Origin of the sequence: Haloterrigena turkmenica DSM 5511, from assembly GCF_000025325.1 — an archaeon.
GTDB lineage: Archaea > Halobacteriota > Halobacteria > Halobacteriales > Natrialbaceae > Haloterrigena > Haloterrigena turkmenica.
Window position 1 is genome coordinate 992,591 of the sequence record NC_013743.1, and the last position, 20,516, is coordinate 1,013,106.

At 66.5% G+C, this 20,516-nt stretch carries 16 protein-coding genes; 4 read left to right on the forward strand and 12 right to left on the reverse strand.

Annotation, left to right across the window (positions count from 1 at the left end; all coding sequences use genetic code 11):
• Positions 1-32 precede the first annotated feature (32 nt).
• Entirely contained in the window at positions 33-1,610 is a 1,578-nt protein-coding gene (locus tag HTUR_RS04785; protein ID WP_012942172.1) for a class I adenylate-forming enzyme family protein, read from the reverse strand.
• 210 nt (positions 1,611-1,820) lie between these two features.
• Here HTUR_RS04785 and HTUR_RS04790 point away from each other — a divergent pair, with 210 nt between their 5' ends.
• Positions 1,821-2,489, forward strand: a complete 669-nt coding sequence (locus HTUR_RS04790) for a hypothetical protein (protein ID WP_012942173.1) — start codon at positions 1,821-1,823, stop codon at positions 2,487-2,489.
• 37 nt (positions 2,490-2,526) lie between these two features.
• On the opposite strand, the gene HTUR_RS04795 is transcribed toward HTUR_RS04790, so the two are convergent.
• Complete coding sequence (locus tag HTUR_RS04795; RefSeq protein ID WP_012942174.1) at positions 2,527-3,075, reverse strand: tRNA (cytidine(56)-2'-O)-methyltransferase; 549 nt, start codon at positions 3,073-3,075, stop codon at positions 2,527-2,529.
• Between the two features lie 200 nt (positions 3,076-3,275).
• Here HTUR_RS04795 and HTUR_RS25430 point away from each other — a divergent pair, with 200 nt between their 5' ends.
• The 3 genes from HTUR_RS25430 to HTUR_RS04810 all read left to right on the forward strand — a co-directional run bounded on the left by HTUR_RS25430 (position 3,276) and on the right by HTUR_RS04810 (position 6,346).
• A complete protein-coding gene (locus tag HTUR_RS25430) occupies positions 3,276-5,465 on the forward strand; it encodes an ATP-binding protein (RefSeq protein ID WP_012942175.1) in 2,190 nt (729 codons plus the stop codon).
• Positions 5,466-5,525: 60 nt separating this feature from the next.
• Complete coding sequence (locus HTUR_RS04805; RefSeq protein WP_012942176.1) at positions 5,526-6,026, forward strand: cupin domain-containing protein; 501 nt, start codon at positions 5,526-5,528, stop codon at positions 6,024-6,026.
• Between the two features lie 107 nt (positions 6,027-6,133).
• Positions 6,134-6,346, forward strand: a complete 213-nt coding sequence (locus HTUR_RS04810; protein WP_012942177.1) for a hypothetical protein — start codon at positions 6,134-6,136, stop codon at positions 6,344-6,346.
• Between the two features lie 94 nt (positions 6,347-6,440).
• Here HTUR_RS04810 and HTUR_RS04815 read toward each other — a convergent pair whose 3' ends face one another.
• The 10 genes from HTUR_RS04815 to HTUR_RS04860 all read right to left on the reverse strand — a co-directional run bounded on the left by HTUR_RS04815 (position 6,441) and on the right by HTUR_RS04860 (position 20,411).
• Positions 6,441-6,896 (reverse strand): universal stress protein, encoded by a 456-nt coding sequence (locus HTUR_RS04815; RefSeq protein ID WP_049941609.1) that lies wholly within the window; start codon positions 6,894-6,896, stop codon positions 6,441-6,443.
• Between the two features lie 4 nt (positions 6,897-6,900).
• Positions 6,901-8,583, reverse strand: a complete 1,683-nt coding sequence (locus HTUR_RS04820) for a sodium:solute symporter family transporter (RefSeq protein WP_012942179.1) — start codon at positions 8,581-8,583, stop codon at positions 6,901-6,903.
• Positions 8,580-9,050 (reverse strand): DUF4212 domain-containing protein, encoded by a 471-nt coding sequence (locus HTUR_RS04825; RefSeq protein ID WP_012942180.1) that lies wholly within the window; start codon positions 9,048-9,050, stop codon positions 8,580-8,582. Before HTUR_RS04825 ends, HTUR_RS04820 begins: the two co-directional genes overlap by 4 nt.
• Before the next feature lie 55 nt (positions 9,051-9,105).
• Entirely contained in the window at positions 9,106-11,085 is a 1,980-nt protein-coding gene (gene acs, locus HTUR_RS04830) for an acetate--CoA ligase (protein WP_012942181.1), read from the reverse strand.
• A gap of 258 nt (positions 11,086-11,343) precedes the next feature.
• Complete coding sequence (locus HTUR_RS04835) at positions 11,344-13,557, reverse strand: bacterio-opsin activator domain-containing protein (RefSeq protein ID WP_012942182.1); 2,214 nt, start codon at positions 13,555-13,557, stop codon at positions 11,344-11,346.
• Between the two features lie 137 nt (positions 13,558-13,694).
• Complete coding sequence (acs, locus tag HTUR_RS04840; protein ID WP_012942183.1) at positions 13,695-15,671, reverse strand: acetate--CoA ligase; 1,977 nt, start codon at positions 15,669-15,671, stop codon at positions 13,695-13,697.
• A 237-nt stretch (positions 15,672-15,908) separates the two neighbouring features.
• Entirely contained in the window at positions 15,909-17,975 is a 2,067-nt protein-coding gene (locus HTUR_RS04845; protein WP_012942184.1) for a cation:proton antiporter, read from the reverse strand.
• 151 nt (positions 17,976-18,126) lie between these two features.
• Complete coding sequence (locus tag HTUR_RS04850) at positions 18,127-18,621, reverse strand: universal stress protein (RefSeq protein WP_012942185.1); 495 nt, start codon at positions 18,619-18,621, stop codon at positions 18,127-18,129.
• A 77-nt stretch (positions 18,622-18,698) separates the two neighbouring features.
• Complete coding sequence (locus HTUR_RS04855) at positions 18,699-19,181, reverse strand: hypothetical protein (RefSeq protein ID WP_012942186.1); 483 nt, start codon at positions 19,179-19,181, stop codon at positions 18,699-18,701.
• Positions 19,182-19,277: 96 nt separating this feature from the next.
• Entirely contained in the window at positions 19,278-20,411 is a 1,134-nt protein-coding gene (locus HTUR_RS04860; protein ID WP_012942187.1) for a hypothetical protein, read from the reverse strand.
• Positions 20,412-20,516 lie beyond the last annotated feature (105 nt).

Genomic DNA, 20,516 nt, shown 5'->3' on the forward strand with positions numbered 1-20,516 from the left:
CACAGCTACACGACGAATCGGCTATCTGGGCCTCAGACTTCGTTCGCCTCGAGCTTGTACTTCTGCACCTTGCCGCTGGTGGTCCGAGGAAGCTCGTCGATGAACTCGACCTCCCGGGGGTGTTTGTACTCGGCGACGCGGTCGAGGCTGTACCGCTTGAGTTCGTCGGCGGTCACGTCCGCCCCTGGATCGACGCCGGCCCCGGGAACGACGAAGGCCTTCGGGACTTCGTTGCGGCGGTCGTCCGGGACGCCGATGACGGCGACGTCCGCGACGGCCTCGTGTTCCAACAGCAGGGCCTCGAGTTCGCTGGGATAGACGTTGTAGCCGGCGCTGACGATGACGTGTTTCTTGCGGTCGACGATCTCGTAGTAGTTGTTCTCGTCCCGACGGGCGATGTCACCCGTCCGGAAGTAGCCGTTCTCGGTGAACGCGGCCTCGGTCGCCTCGGGCATGTCGTGGTAGCCCGTCATGACCTGCGGGCCGCGCACGAGGAGTTCGCCCTCCTCGCCGGAGGCGACCTCGTCACCGCTCTCGTCGACGATTTTGCAGTCGGTCATCCGCAGCGGCTGGCCGATCGTCCCGTGTCGCAGGCCGAACGACGAGCCCAGTTGAGTGTGGGTGGCGCCGTGGGTCTCGGTGAGCCCATACCCCTCGGAGATGTCGACGCCGGCGGTCTCCTCGAACCGTTCCTGGACCGCCGTCGAGAGCTTCGCACCCCCCTCCGAGGCCGACTCGAGGCTCGACAGATCGTACTCGCCGAAGCCCTCGGCCTCGACCATGTCGGCGTACATCGTCGTCACGCCCACGAAGTGGGTGATCTCCTCGTCCTCGATGAGCTGCATGCACTCTCGGGCGTCCCACTCGAGGGCGCTGCGGAAGTACAGGCTCCCGCCGCCGACCAGCGGCTGGAGGGCGGTGTGGGTGAAGCCGGTGATGTGATACAGCGGCAGCCAGACGAGACTGCGGACGTCTTCGCCCTCGACGTCGACGTTGGAGGACGTCAGCGGCCAGCTCATCTGTGCGCGCGTGTTTCGGTGGGTGAGCTGGACGCCCTTCGGATCGCCCGTCGTTCCCGACGTGTAGGGCAGCAAGGCGACGTCGTCGTCGGTCCGCTCGACCAGCGTCGGCTCACCGCTGACGTCCTCGAAGAAGACGTCGTCGGGGTCTCGATCTGCCAGCTCGCTCTCGATGGTGACGACCGCGGGCTCCCGATCGGTGTCCTCAAGAGCTTCGTCGACGACCTCCCGGAGCAGCGGGTGGGTGACGATCGCCGTCGCGTCGGCGTCCGCTAGTTGGTAGGCGACCTCGCGGCGCTTGTACTGCGGGTTGACCGGCGAGAAGACGACGCCGGCCCTGAACGCGCCTAGCGAGGCCACGAGGTACTCCGGGCAGTTCGGCAGGAAGAGCAGCATGCGGTCGCCGGGCGCGAGACCCAACTCGTGGAGTCCCCCGGCGAACGCCGCGGTCCGGTCCCGTAATTCGGCGTGGGTCGTTCGCTCGCCGTGGTGTTCCATCGCCTGGGCGTCCCCGTGGTGAGCCGCTGTCTCGTCGAACAGCGTCGCGACGTTCCCAGTCCGCGCGGTCGGATCGACGTCGTCCAGGTCCATGATATATGATACCGAAGATCGCGTATAAAATTTCGCCCCAGTTACATCTCTGCCTCGAAGCGCCGGACGATCCGTTCGCGCTCGCCCAGTCGACAAGGTAGTTTGCTGCAGCACTCGAGGCCGACAGCCCGCTGGCGTCGAATACGTCCCTCGGACGTTCCGTCGCTCGAGCGATAGTATTAACAACTTTGCTGTGTGATTTTCTACACGATGGTCCGCCGATTCGCTGCCCGATTCCGGGACGAGATCGACCGCGCCGACGTCGCCACCGCCGCCGGCTTCGGCGCCGTCCTCGCGCTCTCCGGCAACGAGTCGACCGCGATTGGAATCGTCGTCGGCCTCCTCGTGGGCGTTCCGTTTCTCACCGCCCTCATCGACGCCGTTGGGCCGGACCTCGAGCCCGGTCCCGCCGGCGTCGCCCTCGGGACGCTGGTCGTCGCCGCGGGCGGCTCACTACACCTCGACGGCGGCCGCTGGGTCGGCTGGGGCGTCGTCGCGATCGGCGCGTGGATCCTCCTCGATGGAATCGACAAGTGGCGCCGCGACGACGTCCCCGCCGACGCGACGGCCGACGAGGACGACATGTCGAAAGAAGACGTGTTCCGCTACGGCGAGTACAACCGCTGGCTGCTCGAGGAACTCCGCGCGGCCGACCGCCCGCTGACCGCCGCCGAGATCCAGTCGCGGACGGGGCTCACCGAGGACGATTTCGAGCGCCTCCTCGAGAGCCACGGCGAATCCGGGCCGATCGGGCGCGTCGGAAACGGCTACGTGCTCGACGAGAGCGAGTTGGGCGCCGTCGCGTTCGTCCGGAACCTGGTCCGCACGATCGGCGGGCGCCTCCTCCGTCCGTTCCGGCTGTTTCGGCCGGCCGGCTGAGACTGCGACGCGTCGCTCGCGTCTCGAGTTCACTCAGTTACTCTTCGTCGGTCGACTCGACGCGCTTGCCCGTCTCCATCGGGAGCACGCGCCGGTCGGCGTCCTCCCAGTCGCGCTCGAGTTCTCGGCCTTCGAACAGCCGGTCCAAGAAGACCGCGAGGCCGGCGACCTCCGAGTGGGGCTGGTTGGTGACGCCGACGTTCCAGTCGGCTTCCTCGTAGACGTCGAAGGGGACTTTCTCGGCGCCGACGACGACGAGCAGGGGTTGACCCTCGTCGCCGTGGGCCGCCCGGATCTCGTCCTCGACGTCCTGGACGCGCTCGCCGTACATTGTGAGGTGGACGACCCGTCCCTCCCAGTTGCGGATGATCCCCTGGGGCGAGTCGGTGAGTTCGACTCCGAAGGGGCCGCCGAAGCGGTCGGTGATGTCCGCGACGGTCTCCTTCGATTGGCCCGCGTTGTCGGGCAGGAGAACGCGGTCGGCGCCCAGCGCTCTCGCGGTCAGGCCGACGTGGGTCGTCATCCGCTCGTCCCGACCGGGGCGGTGACCGAGCCGGAGGACGGCGACCTCGCTGTCGTCGTGCATGCTCGAACTCACTCTCGGACGGGGTTAGGGGGTTTCGCTTTCGCGTCGCGCTGGCCGTCCCGTTCGCCCTCGGTCGCCGATCGGTCCGGACGAGACGCTTCCCGGTCGACCGCTCGGGCTCTCGAGGCCGGGCGGGAACGGCACTCCCGCTCTCCATCGGAGCACGGAGAGTGCCCGCGGTACTACACAGCAAAATCCTCATGGTAGCGGTCGGCATAGGACCGGTAGTGTCCCTCCAGAACCGTGCCATCTCCGCCGTCGGCGGGAGGCGCATTATCATCGCTCTCGGTGCGCTGTATCTCGCACTGGCCGCGGGACGGGGTCTCGCTCGAATCGTCGGCGGGAGACCGCTGGGAAACGTCCTCATCATCACGCTTCTCATCGCCGGCCCCGGGCTCGTCCTCCTCTACTGCGGATACCGGTTACCCACGTTCGATATCCGGAGCGAATTTTACTCGTCCGTCGCGGAGTGGTGTCTCGGTGGCTTGGGCGTGATGCTCGGCGTCCTCGTCGTCTACAGTCTCCAGCCCGGCGAGGCGGTTGACGATCCATCGACGGCGCTCATCCTGACGGCGCTCGCCAGCGTCGCCGGCCTCGCGGCCGGCCTCCACGATGCGGAAGCCAAAACCCGGACGCGAGAGCTCGAACAGCGCAACCGAGAGCTAAAGCGGACGCAGTCGCAGCTCGAGGAGACGGTGCAACGACTCGAGGTGGCGAACACCCAGCTCGCGGAATCGAACGACCGCCTCGAGCACTATCGAGCGTACACCGATCAGGTGCTGAACGCCATCCACGACGTGTTCTACGTCCTCGAGGAGGACGGGTCGCTCCAGCGCTGGAACGAGAGCCTCTGTGAGGTGACGGGCTACTCGGACGCGGACGTCGCGTCGATGAACGCCGTCGACTTCGTCGGCGACGACGACCGCGAGGCGGCCGCGAACGCGATCAGGGACGGGTTCGAAACCGGGCGTCTGCAGTTCGCGGCGGACCTGGTCACCGAGGACGGCGAGGCCATCCCCTACGAGTTCGCCGCCTCGTCGCTCGAGACGCCCGACGGCGAGTCGGTGCTGGCGGGCATCGGGCGCGATATCTCCGAACGCGAGGAGCGCGAGCGCGAACTCGAGCGGCGGGCCCGTCAGCAACAGGTCGTCGCCGACCTCGGCCAGCTCGCCCTCGAGACCGACGACCTCGACGAACTCATGCGCGAAGTGGTTCGGCAAGTAGCGGACGTGCTCGACAACGAGTACTGCAAGGTGCTCGACCTGGATCGGAAGCGCGAGGAGCTCCTGCTCCGACAGGGCGTCGGGTGGCGGGACGGAATCGTCGGCGAGGCGACGGTGTCCGCCGTCGAATCCGACTCCCAGGCCGCCTACACCCTCTCGACCGACCGTCCGGTCGTCGTCGAGGACCTCGAGACGGAAACGCGGTTCAGCGGGCCCGCATTGCTGACGAACCACAACGTTCGCAGCGGTATCAGCACCATTATCGGTCCGATCGACGAGCCGTGGGGCATCCTGGGGACGCACGACACCGACGCCAAGACGTTCACCGACGAGGACGTCAACTTCGTCCAGAGCGTCGCGAACGTGCTCGCCGAGGCGATCGAGCGCCGGCAGTATCAGGCGGAACTCGAGGAGTTGATCGCCGACCTTGAGGAGTCCAACGAGCGGCTGGAACAGTTCGCCTATGCGGCCTCCCACGACCTCCAGGAGCCGCTGCGAATGGTCTCGAGCTACCTGCGACTCATCGACCGTCGGTACGGCGACGAACTCGACGAGGACGGCCACGAGTTCCTCGACTTCGCCGTCAACGGGGCCGACCGGATGCGAGAGATGATCGAGGGGCTGCTCCAGTACTCGCGCGTCGAGACGCGGGGCGACGAGTTCGCGCCGGTCGATCTCGAGACCGTTCTCGCGGACGTCCGCGAGAACCTCACGGTGAAAATCGAGGAGCGCGACGTCCGGATCACGACCGAGTCGCTCCCGCGCGTTCGGGGCGACGAAGGGCAACTGCGCCAGGTGTTCCAGAACCTCGTTTCGAACGCGATCGAGTACAGCGGTGCGGAGCCACCGCGAATACACGTGTCCGCCGAACGGAACGGCGCGGAGTGGACGGTGTCCGTCACCGACAACGGGATCGGCATCGAACCGGCGGATCAGGAGCGCATCTTCGAGGTGTTCCAGCGGCTTCACGACCGCGAGGAGCATCCGGGTACCGGAATCGGCCTCGCACTGTGCGAGCGAATCGTCGAACGCCACGGCGGGGAGATCTGGGTCGACTCCGAACCCGGCGACGGAGCGACCTTCTCGTTCACACTGCCGGCGATCGAGGCGGACTCCGACCGGCCGTCGGAACTGGAGTCGGGCGGCTGTTCCGTTCGCCGCGACTGATCGGCGCGACTCGAGCGCCTCGAAAACCCTTATACCACTGACGTATATCGCTCTCAGCGTATGCCCAAGATCAACGAGTCCGACCTCGAGTGGAACGAATACGACCCCGAACCGGACGACGTCGCGTTTCGCCGCAAGGAGTTCTCGACGGCCGTCGACGCCGACGAGTTGGGCTGCAGCCTCTACGAACTCCCGGCGGGGAGGCGCTCGTGGCCCTACCACTACCACACGGCCAACGAGGAGGCGGTGTACGTGCTGGCCGGCGAGGGGTTACTCGTCTCGGCCGACGGCGAGAAACCGCTCGAGGCAGGAGACTTCGCGAGCTTCCCGGCCGACGAGCGCGGCGGCCATCGGATCGTCAACGACGGCGACGATCCGCTACGCTACCTGATGGTCTCGACGATGACCGAGCCGGATATCACCGTCTACCCCGAGATGGAGAAATTCGGGGTCTACGTCGGCTCGCCGCCCGGCGGCCGCGAGGAGCGGACGCTCGAGGGCTACTACCGTATCGACGACGAGGTTCCGTACTGGGACGCGGACGAACCGGACGACGAGTGAGCAGGCGACTCGGTCGACGATCGGCGAACCGGCGACGATAGACTTTTTTCGCCGGGCACGAGACGGTATGTCATGGACGCGTTCGAATCCGGGCGGGTGACCGGCCGATGACGGGGCTCAGTGAGCGACTCGAGACCATCCGCGAGGAGCGGTGGGGACTGCTGGCCGACCTCGCGTTCGCGGTCATCTGGGTAACGGTCGTCGACGTTCTCTTCCGCGTCCTCCAGGGCCCGGACTGGGCTTACTACATGTTCATGCTCGGAGGTATCGTCGCCTACTTCGGCTTCTTCGCGAGTCTCAAACTGGCCCGACAGCAATAGAGGACAGCGCCCACACCGTTAATTCGGAATCACGGCAACGCCGCTGGTCGGATCGGGGTCGATCTGTCGGCGAAAAACAACCTGTGAATCGCGACTACTTCTCGAGGTCGACGACGAGTACCGGAACGTGAGTCGACCGAAGCGTCCGTTCGGTGACGCTGCCGAGTAGCGCTCGTCGGATACCCGATCGACCGTGCGATCCCATGACGACGAGATCGATGTCCTTGTCCTCGATGTAATCGGCGATGAGCGAGTGGGGTTTGCCCGCCGAGACGTTCTCGACGCTCTCGAGGCCGCGCTCTTGGGCACGGTCAGCGATGTAACCGGTGGCGCGCTCGGCGCGTTCTCGGACGTCATCCATCTCGTCGTACTGGCCTTGTTCGATGCGATCGACCTGTTCGGCACCGAGGCTCAGACTCATTGAGTCAGTATCGACCACGTACAGGGCGTGGACTTCGGCCCCGTACTTCTCGGCGAGGTCGAGCGCGTGCTCGACCGCTGTCTCGGCCGTCTCGCTTCCGTCAGTTGGAATAAGTATGCGTTCGTACATTGATCTAGTCATCCGCAGGTGTCTCACCGCCGTCGGTGCCCACGACGTCCTGTGCAGTCTGTTGCTGCCCCATCGGTTCAGGGCTGTGACACTGCCGGACCAGTCGTTTGGTCTCCATCGGTGGTTCGTCGGTCACCATCGAGACGACGATCGTGACGATGAACACTGCCGGCGTCCCAACGAGCGCCGCTCCGATAGGCGGCACGTACTGGGCGTAGATGGGCACGAGAGCAGCCCCTTCGCCGCCGGCGGTCTCGGCCAGGAAGCCGATGTAGCTCGGCAGCACGCTGTTGATGATCGACGTAATCCAAATGAACAGACCGACGGACATGCCGGCCAGCGCACCTGGCTTGTTGGTATTCTCCCACCACAGACCGAGGAAGAACATCGGGAACAGCACGATACCGGCCAACGAGAACGCGTACGCGACCAGTTCGCCGATGAGTGCTGGCGGGTTGAACGCGGTGACGGTCACCAGCGCGCCGATGACGACGATGGTGGCGCGACCGATGAGGACCTGCTCGCGCTGGGTCGCATCGGGATTTATCAGCTCAGTGTAGATGTCGTGTGCAACCGCCGACGAGGCCGTGATGAACAGACCGGCCGTCGTCGCGATCGCCGCGGCCATCGCACCGGCCGCGACCAGCCCGACGAACCAGGTCGGCAGGTCGGCGAACTGCGCCGCCAGTACGACGATAACGTCACCCTCCGCACCCGACATCGCTTGATCGCCACTGAAGACCGCTTCCGGCGCGATGCTGTTGACCTGCGAGTACAGGTCGACACCGAAGGCCGCCATTGCCGGCGCGGCCCAGTACAGCAGGCAGATGAAGAACAGGCCCCAGACCGTCGACCAGCGGGCAGTCCGCTCGTTCTGGACCGTGTAGAACCGTACTAGCACGTGTGGGAGGCCACACGTACCGACGATGAGCGAGAACGCCGTAGCCACCCAGAGGTAGAACGTATTGTCGCCGAGGAACGGCTCAGAGAACTGACGGCTCAGTTCGTCGAAGAGCGCCCCGTACTCGAGCGGGGGGAGGGCCGTGGAGTATCCCTGCGTCCAACCGACGGCGTACACACCCGCGAGGAACGCGACAATGAGGATGACGTACTGTACGGCCATGTTCTTCGTCGCGCCCAGCATCCCAGACAGTGCCAGGTACCCGACGGTGATCGTCATCATCACGATGATCATCGGAATGATGTCGAGCCCGAAGACGTACTGGCCAACCAGCCCCATGCCGCGGGCCTGTCCGACCGAGTACACGTACGCGATCAACAGCGTCGTGAAGGCCGCGAGTGCTCGTGCGGCGGGAGAGTTGAAGCGGTCGCCGACGAAGTCTGGTGCGGTATACTTCCCGAATCGACGCATCTGTGCGGCCAGGAAGATCAGCAACACGAAGTAGCCCGTCGTCCAGCCGACGATGAACGCTAGTCCGTAGAAACCGGAGAGGGCGACGAGCCCTGCGAGTCCGAGATACGACGCGGCCGACATCCAGTTGGCACCGATCGCCATCCCGTTCTCGATGTTCCCGATGCCCCGACCGGCGACCCACATGCCATCGGTGTCAGCGACCTTGAACACGTATCCGATGGCGAGGAACGAAGCCATCATTAAGAAGACCATGATGGCCGGTACCAGCTTGAACGAGATGTCAAGTGCGTCAGCTTGGAGCGGGAACGTCATTGGTCACCACCTCCGTCAGTCGCCGCTACGTCCGCAGTTCCGCTGTCGTTATCGACAGTGGCGGGCTCGATTCCGTACTTCTCGTCCAGTCGGTCTCGAGAGCGAGCGTAGACCGCCGACAGTACCAACGCCCCAGTCGGAGCACCGAGAGCAACGAGGAAATAGTGGAGCGGGAACCCGAGCCCCGGAATAGTCCTCGTCATGATCTCCGGTGCGAGCCACGTCAGCGTCACCGGCCCCCAGACGATGAGTAACCACGCGATGAAGGTCCCCCAGACGAGTTTGAGGTGATCCCGCATGAACTGCGTGCTCGGATTCAGCAGGTTCACCTCCGAGCTGAGATAGTCGGTGTTGCGGTGGGCCTGAGCGGGCGATCCGCTGGCCACCCCGCCGTCGGCTTTCACCTCGGCGTCGTTCGTCGAACTGTTCGATCCGTCGTCCGCATCATGACTGTTATTGTCTGCCATATTTTGGTGCAGTGTGTCGATGTCGTGTGGTATCGTTCGAAAACCGAGGAGACGCTCAGTCGTCCGCGACCTGGTCGGCGATCTCGTCGACGATTTCGGGGTTCCGGAGCGTCGAGGTGTCACCCAACTCGTCGCCGCTGGCGATGTTCTCGAGCAGGCGGCGCATGATCTTGCCCGAGCGCGTCTTCGGGAGTTCGGGCGTGAAGACGATTTCCTCGGGCCGAGCGATCGGCCCGATCGAGTCGAGCACGGCCTCCATGGCCTTCTCCTCGAGTTCGTCGTGGCGGTCCTCGTAACCGTCCTCCGGGATGGCGTAGACGTAAACGGCCTCGCCCTTGACGTCGTGGTCGCCGCCGACGACGGCGGCTTCGGCGATCCCCTCGACGCCGACGACGGCCGACTCGATCTCCATGGTCCCGAGCCGGTGGCCGGAGACGTTGATCACGTCGTCGACCCGGCCGAGGATGGTGATGTAGTCGTCCTCGTCGATCTTCGCGCCGTCTTCGGGGAAGTAGACCCACTCGTCGGCGTCGGGGTCGGAGTACTCCTGCCAGTACTCCTCGATGAAGCGCTCGTCGTTCTGGTAGAGCGTCCGGAGCATGCCTGGCCACGGGTTGTTCACCGTGACGTAGCCGGCCTGTCCGGCGTCGACCTCCTCGCCGTTCGCGTCGACGACGCGGGCGTCGATGCCCGGCAGCGGCGGCCCGGCGGAGCCGGGTTTCATCTCGTTGATCGCGGGCAGCGTCGTGATCATCATCCCGCCGGTCTCGGTCTGCCACCAGGTGTCGACGATCGGACACTCCTCGTTGCCGATGTGCTTGTAGTACCACTTCCAGGCCCGCGGGTTAATCGGCTCCCCGACGGTGCCGAGCAGGCGCAGCGACGACAGGTCGTGGTTCTCGGTGTACTCCGCGCCCCACTTCATGAACGCGCGGATGGCCGTCGGCGCGGTGTAGAAGATGTCGACCTCGTTCTTCTCGACGATCTCCCACAGCCGATCCTTGTCCGGATAGTCCGGCGTCCCCTCGTACATGACCGAGGTCGTGCCCAGCGCGAGCGGGCCGTAGACGATGTAGGAGTGGCCGGTGATCCAGCCGATGTCCGCCGAGCACCAGTAGGTGTCGTCGGCCTCGATGTCCAGTACGGCGTGGGAGGTCCAGGCCGTGTAGGCGAGGTAGCCGCCGGTGGTGTGCTTGACGCCCTTGGGCTGGCCCGTCGTCCCCGAGGTGTACATCAGGAACAGCATGTCCTCGGCGTCCCGCGAAACGGGCTCGACCGTCGACCCCTCGTGGTCGGCGACGAGTTCGTCGTAGTCGTGCTGGTTGTCCGCGAGGTCGTGGTCGAGGTCGTCGCCCAGTCGGTCGACCACCACGACGTCGGACACCTCGTGCTCGACGCCCTCGAGGCCCTCGTTGGTCTTCGAGAGGTGATCGAGCGCGTCCCCGCGGCGGTAGTAGCCGTCGCAGGTGACGAGGTACTCGCTGTCGGCCGAATTCATCCGCGTCGCCAGCGCGTCCGCCGAGAAGCCGGCGAAGACGACGCTGTGCGGTGCACCGATGCGAGCGCAGGCCAGCATCGCGATCGGCAGCTCCGGGACCATCGGCATGTACAGCGTGACGATGTCGTTCTCCTCGACGCCGAGGTCGCGAAGCGTCGCGGCGAAATCCTCGACCTCGTCCAGCAGTTCGCTGTAGGTGTAGGTCCGCGTCTCGCCGAGTTCCCCTTCCCACTCGATGGCCACGCTGTCGCCGCGGCCCTCCTCGACGTGCCGGTCGAGGCAGTTATACGACGCGTTCAACTCGCCGCCGGTGAACCACTCGTAAAACGGTGCGTTCCCGTCCTCGAGGACGGTATCGTACTCCTCGTCCCACGAGAGCAGGTCGGCCGCTCGTTCCCAACACTCCGGCCAGTTCTCTTCGAACTCCTCGTATACCCCCGGATCCGAGACGTTCGCCTGCTCGACGAACGAGTCGGAGGGTTCGAACGTCTCCTGTTCCTCGAGTCTCGCCTCGAGGTTGGAATCCTCCTGTGACATGATACACCACACCCAAACACAACTGGCATAGTAAAGCCGCCATCTAGTTGTGCAAAATCGACCCGACATGGGGGATGATAGCTAGGGGATATTGACTGTATTAGGAGCATATAGCCGCTTATATCGATCCGAATCCCCCGGTCGAGCGGTCGCGCGACGAACGAGCGCGAGCCGATCGGACGCCGTTCGTCGCCGGACCCGTCGCATGCAGGCCGTTCATCTAGAGGGTTAGTATCCGACCGATCGACAGGATCACCGTCAGTCGGGCCCGCGAGAGTCGTCGCCCGGATCGTCGAAGAAGGTCCGCAGGAGTTCGTGCTGGCCCTTCCGCAGGTGGTTGTGCAGCGTCGGCGAGGAGATCCCCATCGCGTCGGCGATCTCCTCGGCCGTGCTCTCCCGGGGCCAGTCGTAGTAGCCGCCGAAGTAGGCCGCCCGCAGCGACGCCTCCTGGCGGTCGGTCAGGCGGTCCTCGAGTCCCTCACGGAACTCGCGGGCCGTTCGGACGGTCCGCTCGGTCTCGCGTTTGCCGACCAGTTCGGAGTCGGGGAAGACGGCCCGAAGCCCGTCGACGATCGTCCGGATGTCGGCGTCGGCGGCGCACTCGGCCGTGATCGTCGCTGTTCCGCCCTCGAATCGCGCGTCGAGGACGGTGGTGCCGTACTCGGTGAGCGTGACGATGGGACAGGAGCTATCGACAACGAACTCGACGCGCCAGCCCTCCGCGTCGGTCTCGACCAGCCGATAGTCCTCGATGCCGGCGTCCTCCGCGGCGAGATCGAAGACGTCGGCCGGCGACGCCCCCTCGAGGCGAAGGTAGTACAGTTGCGTCGACTCCGAGACGGGGACGAGCGAATCGAGTTCGAACCGACAGCCCAGGCGCCGCGAGGCAGCGACGAAAAACGAGTCGTCGTCGCGACACTCGAGTTCGAGTTCGACGACCCGGTCGGACAGCAGGAGATTCCGTCGCCGGATCGCCGCGATGGCGTAGCCGACCTGCTGGCCGATCGTCTCGAGCCAGCCCCGTTCCGTCTCGTCGAACGCCTCGGCCGCGTCGGTCGCGACCGTGAGGCTGCCGTAGACCGTGTCCCCGTAGACCAGCGGCACGCGAGCCAGGACGCCGGTCGCTTCCGCGCCGTCGTCCGCTTCGTCGACAGCGAGGGCGACGTCGGTCGCGACGGCTATCGTCGGCTCGGTCGCGGCGTCGGGCCCCTCCGGACCGTCCTCCCGCCACTCGTCCGGAACCAGCCGATCGACGGCGTCGGGGTCGATCCCGCTGGCAGCGCGCGAGTTCGGCCGTCGGTCCGCGTGGGTCGCCCGATCGATCCAGGCGCACTCGTAGACCCGGTCCGCGGTCAGCGCGGCGCAGGTGCTCGCCTCGATCCCCTCGTGGTCGGTCGCCTCGAGCAGCGCTCGCGTGACCCCGCGGTGGGCCCGGGCGACGGCGTACCGCCGCTCGAGTTCGTCCCGTCGCGTCCGGAGTTCCTCGAGTTCCTCGTGGGCGGGCGAGACGTCGCGGACGAAGACGGCGAAGCCGCGGTGGCGACCCTGCTCGTCTCGCAGCGGAGAGATCACTTCGGTCGCTCGGAACCGCGAGCCGTCCTCCGCGACGCGCCATCCCTCGTGTTCGTAGCCCGATTCATCGATAGCCGTCGAGAGCGCTCGCTCGGGAACGCCGTCGTCGACCGCCTCGTCGGGGTAGAACGTCGAGACGTGCGTGCCGACGATCTCGCCGGCCCGGTAGCCGAACATCGCGGCCGCGCTCCGGTTCCAGCGCTCGACGTAGCCGTCGGCGTCCAGGCGCAACAGCGCGTACCGGTCGCTGGCGGCCAGCAGCAGCCGGATAACGCTGTCGTCGCCCACGACCTGGCCGTCGCCCCGATCGCGGCCGGGTCCGGACGGTCGCTCGACGGCGTCGAAGGCGTCGACGATCTCGGCGTCGGTGGGGTCGGGGAGGTACGGCTCGAGGGCCTCGAAGCTCCGCCAGCCGCCGGCGGCCTTGACGACGCGGGGGTTGACGCCGTGGTCGACCAGCGCCCGGCGGGCGAAGTACTGCCGGAGGTCGCTCGTGGAGACGTCGGCCAGCTCCGGCCGGTCGAACAGGTCGGCGGCCCGATCGGCGACGTCCGAGACGAGCATCTGGAGTCGTCGGGCCGAGACGGGAAAGATCCGGTCGTCGGTCGTCAGCCCGTTGCTCCGCGCGTAGCGGCGCAGTTCCCGCTCGACGCGGGTCGGCAGATACGTCGTTCGACCGTCGCCGCCGTCGACGGTCGGAACGCGAATCAGGTAGCGGGGCGGTTCGATCCGGACCTGCTCGACGTCGTCGACGGTCAGTTCGGTCAGTTCCCGCGGCCGAAGCCCGACGTCACCACAGAGGCGCACGACCAGCGCCTCCCGGTAGGTTTCGGCGGCGTCGAGGAGGACCTCGTATTCTTCGCGCGCGAGCGTCGGCGCCTGGGTCCCCTCGAGACTCATGTTTCGCACATTCTAATGGCCCGAATATAATTGTATCGGCATTCTCAGCGCTGTCACTCTCTGTTTGGGAACGGTGCGCATCACAATCCAACTACTACGTTTCGCGAAATTTGAAAGAGCGAAACGGCCACGGCGGTTCACTCGTCGTCGATCTCCGCCTGAATTTCGCCGACGATCTCCGGGTTTCGCAGGGCACTGGTGTCGCCCAGCTCCTCTCCGTTCGCGACGTCCTCGAGCAGGCGGCGCATGATCTTGCCAGAGCGCGTCTTTGGCAGTTCGGGCGTGAAGACGACCGCCTCGGGGCGAGCGATCGGGCCGATCGCCGCCTCGATGTTGTCGACGATCGCCTCGCGGACGACGGTCTCGTCGTCGTAGCCGCCCTCGGTGCTGACGTAGGCGTAGATATCGGTCCCGTTCGTTTCGCTCGAGCGGCCGACGACGGCGGCCTCAGCGACGCCGGCGACGTCGGTGATCGCCGACTCGATCTCCATCGTGCTCAGCCGGCGGCCGGCGACGTTGATGACGTCGTCGACCCGGCCGAGAACGGTCACGTAGCCGTCCTCGTCGATTCGAGCGGCGTCGCCGCTGAAGTAGCGCCACTCGTCGGCGTCGGGGTCGGAGAACCGCTCCCAGTACTCCGCGCGGAAGCGGTCGTCGCCGTCGTACAGCGTCCGGGCCATCCCCGGCCACGGGCGAGCGATCGTGAGATAGCCGGTATCGCCCGAATCGACCGGCTCGCCGGCGGCGTCGACGACGCGGACGTCGATCCCCGGGAGCCCCGGCCCGGCCGCGCCGGGTTTCATCTCGTCGACCGCGGGCAGCGTCGAAATCGTCACGGCGCCGGTCTCGGTCTGCCACCAGGTGTCGACGACCGGACACTCCTCGTTGCCGATGTGCTCGTAGTACCAGTTCCACGGGCGCGGGCTGATCGGTTCGCCGACGCTACCGAGCAGACGCAGCGACGACAGGTCGTGTTCGGCGGGGTACTCCTCGCCCCACTTCATGAACGCGCGGATGGCCGTCGGCGCGGTGTAGAAGACGTCGACGGCGTTTCGGTCGACGATCTCCCAGAGCCGGTCCCGGTCGGGGTAGTCGGGGGTCCCCTCGTACATAACCGATGTCGTCCCCAGCGCGAGCGGGCCGTAGACGATGTAGGAGTGGCCGGTGATCCAGCCGATGTCTGCGGCACACCAGTAGGTGTCCTCGGGCTTGACGTCCAAGACGGCGTGGCTCGTCCACGCGACGTGAGCGAGGTAGCCGCCCGTGGAGTGGACGACGCCCTTCGGCTCGCCGGTCGTTCCCGAGGTGTACATCAGGAACAACATGTCCTCGGCGTCCCGCGAAACGGGCTCGACGGTCTCGCCGGAAAACTCCGCGCGGAGGTCGTGGTAGTCGTACTCCTCGTCGCCGAGGACGTGGGGGAGGTCCTCGCCCAGCCGGTCGACGACGACCGTCCGCACGTTCTGCTCGAGTTTGAGCCGGGCGTTGTCGGCCTTGCTCTTCTGGTTGAACGCGTCCCCGCGGCGGTAGTAGCCGTCGCAGGTCAGCAAGTACTCGCTGTCGGCGGCGTCCATCCGGGTGACGAGTGCGTCAGCCGACAGTCCGGCGAAGACGACGCTGTGGGGCGCGCCGATACGGGCACAGGCCAGCATCGCGATCGGCAGCTCCGGGATCATCGGGAGGTAGATCGTCACCACGTCGTCCTCCTCGACGCCCAAGTCGCGCAGCGCCGCGGCGAACTCGTTGACCTCGACGTACAGGTCGCGGTAGGTGTAGGTCCGGCGCTCGCCCTGCTTGCCCTCCCACCGGATCGCGGCGTGGTTCTTCCGCCCCGCCTCGAGGTGCCGATCGAGGCAGTTGTACGACGCGTTCAGTTTCCCGCCGGCGAACCACTCGTAGAACGGGGCCTCGCCGTCCTCGAGGACGGTGTCGTACGTCTCGTCCCACGAGAGCAACTCGGCCGCCTGCTCCCAGCACTCCGGCCACTCCGCCTCGAACTCCTCATAGATCCCCGGCTCCGAGACGTTCGCCTGTTCGACGAACGACGACGGAGGGCTTCGGGGCGACCCGGTGAGGACGGGATGCTCCCGTCCCCACCCGTTCCGATCGACCATTCTCGTTCGAACCGACGACAGACAGTGGAATAAGCGTTAGGCCCCGAACTTTTTTAACGGGGGCATCGGCTGGCGTCGAAGACGCCAGCCTCAACCCCCGAGAAAAAACGCCAAGCGCGCCAGCGGCGCGCTCGGTGAACCGCTCGCTCCGCTCACGGATGCCCGGCATCCGCCTGCTTCACTCTGGTCACGGGGTCAGTCGCGTCAGATACCCCTGTAGCGATTCAGACGGGTCAGTCACCGAAACTGCAGGAACTGCCGATCGTCGCCTTCCTCGCCGACCGCCGGATAAATCACCACGAAGTTCCCATCGGTCAGTTCTGCAACGGTCGTCGGCAGCGTTCGCAGCGTCGCGTCCCAGCCCATCGTCCCCCGTCGGGCGCTCATCGGAACGACCAGCGACGTCTCGTCGACGTCTTCGCGGAGTCGGTCCTCGAGGGCGTCCCAGCCGTCGACTCGTTCGAACGTCGCCGGTACGTCGGGTTCGACCAGATCGAACAGCCGCTCGAACTGGTCCGAGTTTCCGTCGACGACGAGGCCGCGAACCGGCGCGCCGACCTGGTCCGCGAGGTGCTCGACCGTGTGGACGGCCTCGGAGAACCCGTCGTTGTGGTCGATCCCCGGCGGGAGGACGACCACGACCTCGTCAGTAGTGTTCAGCGGCTGTCGCACGTGCGAGACCAGGACGAGTTGTTTCGTCCGAATCAACACCCGATCGATCACGTGGCCGAAGACGCGCTGGTGGCGCGGCGCGCCGTCCCAGCCGATGACTAGCGTCGTGATCCGGTTCTCGAGGGCCGCCCGCACGATTCCCGAGGCGACGTTGGCGTCGACGCGCGTCTGGCTCTCGAGGGGGACCTCAGCGCCGGCCGCGTAGGCCTCCGTCGCCTCGAGGTCCGACTCGAGTTCCGCGACGTCGGCCTCGGCGTCGGTTCCCGGTCGAGCGACGCTCAGGGAGTACAGCGGCTGATTCTCGTCGGGTTCGCGAACCAGTAGCGCGAGATCGAGCAGGCGTTCGCTGTACTGGGAGTCGCGCGAAACGGGGACCATAATTCGTTGCGGGGCGGCCCGCGGATCGTACGCGGTGCGTTCGGACGCGCGAGCGATGCCCCGGCCGTAGCGGTCGACGATGGCGGGACTGATCACGCTAACGACGAGGATCATCAGCACCGTGGCGTTGAGCATCGCCTCGCCGAACAGGGTCGCCTCGTAGCCGATGAGCACGATGGCCAACGCCGCGGCGGCCTGGCCCAGCGAGAGCCCGAACATCGCCATCGTCTCGTCGGTCGAGTAGCCGTACAGCCGCGCGGTCAACCACGCCGCCGCGTACTTCGTCGGGAGCAAGAGACCGACGAACGCGGCGGCGATCGCCAGCGTCTCGAGGCCCTCGGTCAGGACCCACACGTCGACGAGCATCCCCACGGAGAGCAGGAAGAAGGGAATGAACAGCGCGTTGCCGACGAACTCGATCCGGTTCATCAGCGGGCCGCTCTCGGGGATCAGCCGGTTGAGGACCAGCCCCGCGAGGAACGCGCCGATGATGTGCTCCACGCCGGCGAGTTCGGCGAGGAAGGCGCAGCCGAAGAGGACGGCCATCACGAACAGGAACTCGAAGTAGCTCTCCTGATCGACCGTCCGGAAGAACCACTCGCCCAGCCGAGGGACGAGCACCCAGACGCCGACGAAGAAGAGCGCGAGTTTGCCCGTCAGCGAGAGCCAGAAGGCCGGCCCCAGTTCGCCCGCCTCGCCGGCCATGACGACCGCGAGGACGAGCAGCGCGAGGGTGTCGGTGACGATCGTCCCGCCGATCGTCGCCGTGACGCTCTCGGTCTTCGCGATCCCCAGTCGGCTGACGATCGGGTACGCCAGCAGCGTGTGTGAGGCGAAAATCGCCGCGAACAGCGCCGCGGCGCCGACGGTGAGCCCGAGGGCGTAGCGGCCGACGACGGTCCCGATCGCCTGCGGGATCGCGAAGGAGAGGACGCCGAAGACGGCGCTCCGGTCCTTGTACGCGATGAACTGGGTGAGGTTGATCTCAAGGCCCGCGACGAACATCAGGTAGACGATTCCGACCTCGCCGAGCAGCACGATCGTCTCCCCGCGCTCGAGGATCCCGAGGCCGTTGGGACCGATCGCCGCCCCGACGACGATGACGCCGATGATCCCCGGGAGCCGATAGCGGTCGAGCACCAGCGGCGCGACCAGGAAGACGGTCATCGCCAGCCCGAAGATGAGAATCGGGTCCTCGACGGGGATCGACGCCGCTGCCGGCGTCACGGCCCTCTCCGTGGCTGACCCTACCATGGCCCTACTCTCACTGGTTCCGACCTTCGTCCGAACACGCGTCTACTCGAGACGGCCTCGGTCGACTACAAACTGGCTCCGATTTTCGCGCCGCGAACTCGAGTGCCCGACGGCGGGGCCGACTGACGCCGCCGTGAGAGCGGGCACGCGATCACTCGACGGTCGAATCGATGTCCGTGATGTCCTCGGGATCGACGTCATCGCCGGGTTCGCGGACGACGTAGACGTCGTAACGCTGGTCGTTGGCGACCGGACTGCCGACGCTTGACTGTGGGGCGATCACCGAACCGGCGTTTTCGGAGCCGATGAAGACCACCGAGGCGCCGATCTCGCCGGCGACCCGTCGGATCGCGCGGACGACGTTGTTCGTCGCCGTCGCGGTCGGCTCGTCGGAACTGACGCGCTCGGTCTGGAACGTCGCTTCCGGGGCGACCGCCGACGCTCGCGTCTCGATGCCCGCTTCGATGGCCTCCGGGTCGAACGGCTCTCCCTCGGCGATCCAGCCGCGGTCTCGGGCGTAGTCGGCGTCGTCGGGGATCACCGTCAGGACGACGACCTCCTCGTCTAACAGGTCGCCGAACATCGCGGCCTTCTCGAGCGCTTTTCTCGCCAGTTTCGACCCGTCGAACGGCACGAGTAGCGTCATAGGGCTATGTCACACGACAGCCGAAGTAAATGTTCGGCCTCCACCGCACGGCGAGGCGGTCGGCAGCGTCACACGCGTTACTCATCAGTTTCCGGTTCCACTTGTGCGCCGATCGTCGCGACGACGTTTCGGACGTACCGCATGCTCGTCGCGATCGACATGATTCCGTCCATCAGGGCCTGCTGGGAGGCGTTCTCGGGGTAGAGACGATACTCGACCTGAACGGTCTCCGCCCGTCGGAGCTGACAGGACTCTCCGGCCGGATCGAGGAACGTGTAGAACCCCGGCGTCGCCGCCAGCATCGGCCCGACGTACTGGAGGAGTTCGCTCCGGCGCTGATCGTCGCGGAGCAGTTTCTTCGTTCGCTCGGTGTCGAACCCGCTTCGACCGACGATCCGGACGGGGCCGAACTCCTCCTCCTTGATGACGTGGACGGGCAACCGCGAGAGTTCGATCTGTAGGTTGAACGCGGTGTCCTCGTCTGCATGAGCCGTTACGCCCCGAATCGCCGTCTCGTCTAGCCAGTGGCGGATCTGGGTCTCGCTAACGTGTCTCGTCATACGAGAGCGACGGCTGCAGTCGGGATAAGCCTTCAGCGGTCTCCTGCCGGGATTTCGTGACGGTCCGTTGCGCCACAGTGCGAGCGGACGAATCGCTCAGCGGCGTTTGGGCATCGTCGAGTGACGTGTCGTCCTCATATCCGCGCGCTTCGATGGCGGCGGTGGCATCGTCGAGTGGCGGGTTCCGTCGCCGCCGCCCTCGCCGCTCGAGCCGAGCCCGGAGCCGAGCAGCCCGTCGTCTTCCTCGTCCGCTGTGTCGGCTTCGTCCTCACCGTCGCCTTCGCCGCCGACGGAACTGGCGCTTCGCTCCTGCAGTCGCTCGTGGAGCCCCTCGAGGTCGTCGCCGACGCCCGTCAGCGAGGACTCGACCGCCGATCGGAGTCGGTCGCCGATGACGGAGCCGGCGTCGTCATCGTCGTTTCCGTCCTCCCCCTCGAGAATTCCGCTAGCCTCGCCGACCGTTTCGGCGGCCGCTTCGATCGTCTCTCGAGCGCCGCCCTCGCCGTCGGATTCGTCGGCATCGCCGTCCGCTTCGGTGTCGCTGGCCGCTGCCTCGGTACCGCTGTCGTCGCTGCTCTCATCGTCCTCGAGGAGTCCACCGGCTTCGCCGACCGTTTCGGCGGCCGCCTCGACCACCTCTCGAGCGCCGCCCTCGCCGTCGGATTCGTCTGCGTCGTCATCGGTTTCGGTGTCGCCGGCCTCCGCTTCGGCGCCGCTCTCGCCGTCCTCGTCGCTCGAGCCGATCACGGTCTCGAGCAGTCCGTCGTCTTCGCCTTCATCGTCTCCACTTCCGTCCTCCTCATCTTGGTCGCCCTCGCTGCCGGCCTCGTCGCCGTCGCCCGATTCGGCCGTCGCTTCCTCGCCGTCGCCGATCGACGACCGGAGTTCGTCGACGGCCCCCTCGAGCGCCCTCTCGTCGTCGTCATCGGCCAGATTCGAGAGGTGCAACAGCCGTTGGAGGTCCGAGACCTGCTCCGGATCGCCCCGTGCGATCGCTTCCGGGATCGAGTCCGGTTCGCTGCCGTCCGGCAGCGTGTCCAGTCCGACCGCCGCGAGCAGTTCGTCCGGCTCCGCGGACTCGAGGAGGTCGCTGGCCTCCGCGGCGGTCTCGAGGAGGTCCGCGCCGTCGGAGTCCCCGTTCTCGTCGCCGAGCATCGACCCGCTCGAGGTCTCGGCGGCGTTCAGTATCTCGGTCACCCGATCGTGGAGGTCCTGGCTATCCTGGCTCATGGGTTCCCTCGCTGTCCGCGCCGCGGTCCACAGTTCGCCGTTCGCCGATCGCTGCCGTCCGGGCCGCCACTCGAGGGCGGACGGCGACGATTCGGTTTCGGCCGC

Bases quoted from the DNA above. Each gene is read 5' to 3' on its own strand.
- HTUR_RS04785 (WP_012942172.1), bottom strand. From the start codon at position 1,610: ATGGACCTGGACGACGTCGATCCGACCGCGCGGACTGGGAACGTCGCG.
- HTUR_RS04790 (WP_012942173.1), top strand. From the start codon at position 1,821: ATGGTCCGCCGATTCGCTGCCCGATTCCGGGACGAGATCGACCGCGCC.
- HTUR_RS04795 (WP_012942174.1), bottom strand. From the start codon at position 3,075: ATGCACGACGACAGCGAGGTCGCCGTCCTCCGGCTCGGTCACCGCCCC.
- HTUR_RS25430 (WP_012942175.1), top strand. From the start codon at position 3,276: ATGGTAGCGGTCGGCATAGGACCGGTAGTGTCCCTCCAGAACCGTGCC.
- HTUR_RS04805 (WP_012942176.1), top strand. From the start codon at position 5,526: ATGCCCAAGATCAACGAGTCCGACCTCGAGTGGAACGAATACGACCCC.
- HTUR_RS04810 (WP_012942177.1), top strand. From the start codon at position 6,134: ATGACGGGGCTCAGTGAGCGACTCGAGACCATCCGCGAGGAGCGGTGG.
- HTUR_RS04815 (WP_049941609.1), bottom strand. From the start codon at position 6,896: ATGTACGAACGCATACTTATTCCAACTGACGGAAGCGAGACGGCCGAG.
- HTUR_RS04820 (WP_012942179.1), bottom strand. From the start codon at position 8,583: ATGACGTTCCCGCTCCAAGCTGACGCACTTGACATCTCGTTCAAGCTG.
- HTUR_RS04825 (WP_012942180.1), bottom strand. From the start codon at position 9,050: ATGGCAGACAATAACAGTCATGATGCGGACGACGGATCGAACAGTTCG.
- acs (WP_012942181.1), bottom strand. From the start codon at position 11,085: ATGTCACAGGAGGATTCCAACCTCGAGGCGAGACTCGAGGAACAGGAG.
- HTUR_RS04835 (WP_012942182.1), bottom strand. From the start codon at position 13,557: ATGAGTCTCGAGGGGACCCAGGCGCCGACGCTCGCGCGCGAAGAATAC.
- acs (WP_012942183.1), bottom strand. From the start codon at position 15,671: ATGGTCGATCGGAACGGGTGGGGACGGGAGCATCCCGTCCTCACCGGG.
- HTUR_RS04845 (WP_012942184.1), bottom strand. From the start codon at position 17,975: ATGGTAGGGTCAGCCACGGAGAGGGCCGTGACGCCGGCAGCGGCGTCG.
- HTUR_RS04850 (WP_012942185.1), bottom strand. From the start codon at position 18,621: ATGACGCTACTCGTGCCGTTCGACGGGTCGAAACTGGCGAGAAAAGCG.
- HTUR_RS04855 (WP_012942186.1), bottom strand. From the start codon at position 19,181: ATGACGAGACACGTTAGCGAGACCCAGATCCGCCACTGGCTAGACGAG.
- HTUR_RS04860 (WP_012942187.1), bottom strand. From the start codon at position 20,411: ATGAGCCAGGATAGCCAGGACCTCCACGATCGGGTGACCGAGATACTG.